6 protein-coding genes and 1 pseudogene are annotated in these 4,727 nt (G+C 41.2%); 2 read left to right on the top strand and 5 right to left on the bottom strand.

Going from position 1 to position 4,727, the window contains the following annotated elements; all coding sequences use genetic code 11:
* Positions 1 to 303 precede the first annotated feature (303 nt).
* Positions 304 to 999, top strand: coding sequence for a site-specific integrase (locus VB081_RS07725; RefSeq protein WP_323400245.1), 696 nt, complete (start codon positions 304 to 306; stop codon positions 997 to 999).
* A gap of 381 nt (positions 1,000 to 1,380) precedes the next feature.
* On the opposite strand, the gene VB081_RS07720 is transcribed toward VB081_RS07725, so the two are convergent.
* Positions 1,381 to 1,566, bottom strand: coding sequence for a hypothetical protein (locus VB081_RS07720; protein ID WP_323400244.1), 186 nt, complete (start codon positions 1,564 to 1,566; stop codon positions 1,381 to 1,383).
* Between the two features lie 97 nt (positions 1,567 to 1,663).
* The gene (locus VB081_RS07715) at positions 1,664 to 2,293 is read right to left on the bottom strand and encodes a 4Fe-4S binding protein (protein ID WP_323400243.1); all 630 of its coding nucleotides are present in this window, start codon (positions 2,291 to 2,293) and stop codon (positions 1,664 to 1,666) included.
* A gap of 87 nt (positions 2,294 to 2,380) precedes the next feature.
* Between VB081_RS07715 and VB081_RS07710 the strand changes: the two genes are divergently transcribed.
* Positions 2,381 to 3,043, top strand: coding sequence for a Crp/Fnr family transcriptional regulator (locus tag VB081_RS07710; RefSeq protein WP_323400242.1), 663 nt, complete (start codon positions 2,381 to 2,383; stop codon positions 3,041 to 3,043).
* Positions 3,044 to 3,192: 149 nt separating this feature from the next.
* Here VB081_RS07710 and VB081_RS07705 read toward each other — a convergent pair whose 3' ends face one another.
* From VB081_RS07705 to VB081_RS07695, 3 genes and pseudogenes are all read right to left on the bottom strand, one after another.
* Positions 3,193 to 3,549, bottom strand: a complete 357-nt coding sequence (locus tag VB081_RS07705; RefSeq protein ID WP_442872714.1) for a NifB/NifX family molybdenum-iron cluster-binding protein — start codon at positions 3,547 to 3,549, stop codon at positions 3,193 to 3,195.
* Between the two features lie 4 nt (positions 3,550 to 3,553).
* The gene (locus tag VB081_RS07700; RefSeq protein WP_323400240.1) at positions 3,554 to 4,393 is read right to left on the bottom strand and encodes an Mrp/NBP35 family ATP-binding protein; all 840 of its coding nucleotides are present in this window, start codon (positions 4,391 to 4,393) and stop codon (positions 3,554 to 3,556) included.
* Positions 4,394 to 4,410: 17 nt separating this feature from the next.
* Positions 4,411 to 4,727: pseudogene (locus VB081_RS07695) on the bottom strand (MBL fold metallo-hydrolase); the annotation flags it as partial.

Here is a 4,727-nt window from a genome sequence, read left to right as displayed (position 1 = left end):
CCATTTTCGGTGACGGGGCCTTCCCCCTTTTTTGTATTTTACGAAGAAACGGAGGGAGCCCTATGGTAAAAAAGTTTGAGTACACGTTAGAGGATTGCGCCTGCGAATACTGCCTGTACTACGAAAAAGCAACGCAGTGGTCTTGCCCCCGCGGGTTGTACCAGCCGCAAAGTTAGTAAAGATATGATAAACTAACTTTGGACCGTGATACATTATCACTCAGTGATTCATAAAGCGCTGAAGTATGCCGTCAAGATTGATCTGATTCCGGTTAATCCGGCTAGTAAAATAGAACGCCCCAGAATGGAACGTTTTGTTGGAAGTTTCTACGACAGTAATGAAATTAATAGACTTTTTGAAATGGTACGAGGATCAAATCTTGAACTTCCTGTCCTTTTGGGAGCATTCTATGGATTGCGGAGAAGTGAAATTGTCGGTCTTAAATGGAGTGCCATTGACTTCGAAAACAATAGTTTAGTGATCAGGCATACAGTAACATCATTTTCGATTGATGGAAAATACCTGATCCATGCGTCGGATTCAACCAAAAACAAATCCAGCATGAGGACCTTGCCCTTGGTTCCCGCTTTCAAAGAGAAACTTGTGATTGCCATGGAACAGCAGAAAATCAATCGGAAGCTCTGCGGAAGGTCTTACAGCAATGACTATCTGGACTACATTTGTGTCAATGAACTGGGTGTCAGACTTCGTCCAGAATACTTGACGATGGCTTTCCCAAGGCTGTTGGAGAAAAATGGACTGAGAAGGATACGCTTTCACGATCTTCGACATAGCTGCGCCAGCTTACTACTGGCAAACAATGTTCCAATGAAACAGATCCAGGACTGGTTAGGCCACAGTGATTTTTCAACGACGGCCAATATCTACGCTCACTTGGATTACAATTCAAAGCTTTCGTCGGCTCAAGCTATGATTGAAGGCTTAAATTTTGTCAGTGTCGGAGAAAGCAGATCGAATAATGAGTCATGTGCGGACTAGAATAGTAAAAAAACAAGTCTTTCCTGCACACAAGCAGAAAAAAGCGGTTCCCCTCAAACTGAGGAAAACCGCGGGTTTTCTGGCAAAGGACACGAGTTTGATACAAAATGCACCCGATAGCCTTGTTTCCGTTTGTTGGGTGAACACCCTTACAGTTTCCCGTTTGTTCCGTGTGTAGGGGTGAACACCCTTGATACATAAATAAAGCCAGTACTCTTGAATACTATTTTTCGTGCTTCCAATTCTTTGATCTCAGTTTTTTGGAGCGGGAGCCTTCACAACAATTAACTCCAAGGTTTCATCATGCAGATTTTTTACATTCATTTTTGTTTGGAATGGAATCTTTAGAAGAGTGCCGGATTCATACTCATGTATGTCCTGTTAGTCCAAGCCAATGGAGAGGATTCCGCGAACGATAGTCATGTATACGTTTGAATTGGAAAAATGCTCAGGCAAGCCCTCGCTTTTGTTAAACACCATATGCAGATAGTGTACATTCTCATCAAAGATGATCCTCTCTACAGCTTTGTCATTACCCTTTGATAATTTAAATATCTGTTCAACCATTGCGGTATACCTCCTGGTTTTATATTCTTTGCAGTGATCTCTATTATATCATAACGAGTTACCATTACTTGTTGTAATTACAACAAGTAATGTCTTATCACACGTTCCTACCGTAGTGAATGGCGTTTTTGGGACAAACCTGACGACAACTTGTGCATTGAAGGCACAATGCGGTGTTTATCTCAGCCTTATTATCCTCAGAAGAAACAACGATAGCATGTGAGGGACAGTCTTTTTCACATAACTTGCAGCCGATGCAGGCATCCCTATCTACTCTTTCAGAAAGCCTCGCAAAGCGGCCAAAGGTCCTTTGCAGAGCACCAAATGGGCAGATAAGGTTATGAAATACCTCCGGTTTATATCTTAGTGTGATTAAGACCGATAAAACCAGCCAAAAAGGCAAAATCGGCAGATTAATTTGCAGCAGTCTTTTTGATAAAATCATAACCGCTATGCTAACGCCTAAGGCTATCCAGGTGAAATACCCATTTTTCAGCCATTTGGGAGATTTCGATGTTTGGAGTTTCATTTTTTTAGACAGCCACTCAACGGGAAACATCAGGGTATTCATAGGGCAAACATATCCGCAGTAAACTCTACCAAAAATTAGAGCGGCAACCAGGCTCACTCCAAACAATATAAGCCACAGCATTACTTTCCCATTTACCAGTAGAAACAGAAAAAGTGCAAGAAAAAATATACGAATGATGTTGATTATGTATTTCATGATATATTCGCCTCCTATTGATATATCCTTATTATAATGTTAGAATATATAAAAAGGTGTTACCAATGTAACACCTTCGGAGGTTTTATGAAAAAAAACATGGAATTGATGGGTCAGATTGACCTTATGAAATCAATAACGCCACAAGAAATTGAGTCGTACTTAATTGAAGGAAGCTGCAAAATCACTCAATACAAAAAAAACAATATTGTTCATTTCGTAGGGGAAGTCTGCTCGAAGCTTGAGATTATTCTCTCTGGCAAAGTGGTTATTGAGCGCATTGAGGAGTCAGGCAATCTAATGACAATAGCGGAGTTTTTGGGTGGTGATGTTCTTGGCGGCAACCTTATGTTTTCAAAAAATCCTTATTATCCGATGACCGTCACAGCCAAAGAAGCGACACTGATTTTGGAGATTAACAAGGATCGTTTGTTTCGATTATTTTCGGATAATCATGAATTTTTAAGCAGTTACCTTGAGTATGTATCAGACCATACGGTAATCCTTGGAGACAGAATCAAGCACTATGTGAATAGGACCATCCGGGAAAGTATAATAAGCTACTTGAATTTTGAGAGCAAAAAACAAAATTCGAGTATAATTAAGCTTAGCATGACAAAAAAGGCGTTAGCCGAAAAAATAGGCGTTCAAAGGACATCACTATCCAGGGAACTCGCTAAAATGAGGGAGGATGGCTTGATAGAATTTAACTCAGTTTCTATATCACTGTTGAACAAGTTTTTCGAGTAAATTTGCACTTGCTATTTAGATTTTTTCCAATATTCAACCGCCCGAGCGTTCATCTCTGAACTTATTCGGGCGGCCGAAAGGGAGAGTATTCTGTTTTTATTATGCGTCAAAAATATCACTTCAACGACTTTGAAGGTAGCGCATTTAATTTATTCACCGCACTCATCATGATGCTGATGTTCATGGCAAACTGAACCAGTCGATTTTAAAGAGCCTTTCAGGTACGCTTCTACAGAAGCTTTCGCGTCGCCAGAAGCTCCTACTACAACTTCAACGTTCCTTTCATTAAAAATCTCGACTGCACCTCCACCCATACCACCGCTGATAATGACATTTACGCCACGATCGGCAAGAAAGTTAGGCAAGAATCCAGGCTTATGTCCGGGGTTGGCGATGGTTTCACTTTTGACAATTTTATCGTTTTCGGTGTCAAAAATCATGAAACCTTCGCAATGTCCAAAGTGCTCCGTCACCATTCCATTTTCGCTCGCTACTGCAATTTTCATCATTTTAGTTTTCCTCCATTTTTTCTAATATTTTTGCAACCGGCTCAAGCCAATTGCCATCGAAAAGCTCTATCATACCCTTGTCACAGGCGGTTGAAATTTTTGGGTCGATAGGTAATTTTGCAAGAACCTTTAAATTATGTTTATCAGCAATTTCCTCAATGTGACTTTCGCCAAATATCTGATAGTCCTTGCCGTTATCAGGGCATTTAAAATAGGACATGTTTTCCACCAGACCGATAATGGGGATATTCATCATCTCAGCCATCTTAACAGCTTTTGATACAATCATGGATACCAGCTCCTGCGGGGATGTCACAACAATAATCCCGTCGACAGCAATAGACTGAAATACCGTAAGGGGAACATCGCCGGTGCCCGGCGGCATATCAATGAACATAAAATCCACATCGCTCCAGATTACATCTGTCCAAAACTGCTTTACTGTACCGGCAATAATTGGCCCTCTCCAGACAACCGGATCAGTGTCGTTTTCTAAAAGCAGATTTACAGACATAATATCAATCCCGGTCTTTGTTTTAACAGGGAATAGTCCGAACTCACTGCCTTTGGCTTTTTCTTTGATACCAAAGGCTTTTGGGATAGAAGGCCCAGTAATGTCCGCATCAAGAATGGCAGTATGATAGTTCATCCTGTTCATGGTAACCGCAAGCATGGAGGTAACCAGTGATTTTCCAACTCCGCCTTTACCGCTGACAACACCGATGACCTTTTTTACACTGCTCATCTCATGCAGTTGCTCGGAGAAGTCCGTTTTTTGTTCTTTTCGTTCTGCGCAGTCCTCCGAACAACTGCTACAGCTTTGATTGCAATTTTCGCTCATATTCTTGCTCCTTTTATTTAGATTACAATTTCACTGCCTGCTGACAGGTAATCGATGCTATCACCCATAACGGCTTTCAGGCTTTTATAAGGCTCTAGACCTGTGCAATGGCAGGTGTAAAACTTTGCTTTTGTACCGAGTCGGTATTTACCAATTCTATCTATCATTTCAGAATCCTCATTGCCGCCGGAGCGGCTGGAAAGATGAAATCCACCTATCACATAACCCGGCATTCGACCTTTAAGCGTGTGAAAATGCTCAAGTATATTTATGATGCCATTATGAGCGCAGCCTGTTACTAATAGGGTTTTCCCGTCTTCCTCTATCACGAGAT

It is taken from the genome of Christensenella sp., assembly GCF_034927525.1.
Classification (GTDB): Bacteria; Bacillota; Clostridia; order Christensenellales; family Christensenellaceae; genus Christensenella.
This window is presented reverse-complemented; position numbering and strand designations above follow the sequence as displayed.

Coding starts and splice junctions, on each gene's coding strand:
- VB081_RS07725 (WP_323400245.1), top strand. CDS start 304: ATGGAACGTTTTGTTGGAAGTTTCTACGACAGTAATGAAATTAATAGA.
- VB081_RS07720 (WP_323400244.1), bottom strand. CDS start 1,566: ATGGTTGAACAGATATTTAAATTATCAAAGGGTAATGACAAAGCTGTA.
- VB081_RS07715 (WP_323400243.1), bottom strand. CDS start 2,293: ATGAAATACATAATCAACATCATTCGTATATTTTTTCTTGCACTTTTT.
- VB081_RS07710 (WP_323400242.1), top strand. CDS start 2,381: ATGAAAAAAAACATGGAATTGATGGGTCAGATTGACCTTATGAAATCA.
- VB081_RS07705 (WP_442872714.1), bottom strand. CDS start 3,549: ATGAAAATTGCAGTAGCGAGCGAAAATGGAATGGTGACGGAGCACTTT.
- VB081_RS07700 (WP_323400240.1), bottom strand. CDS start 4,393: ATGAGCGAAAATTGCAATCAAAGCTGTAGCAGTTGTTCGGAGGACTGC.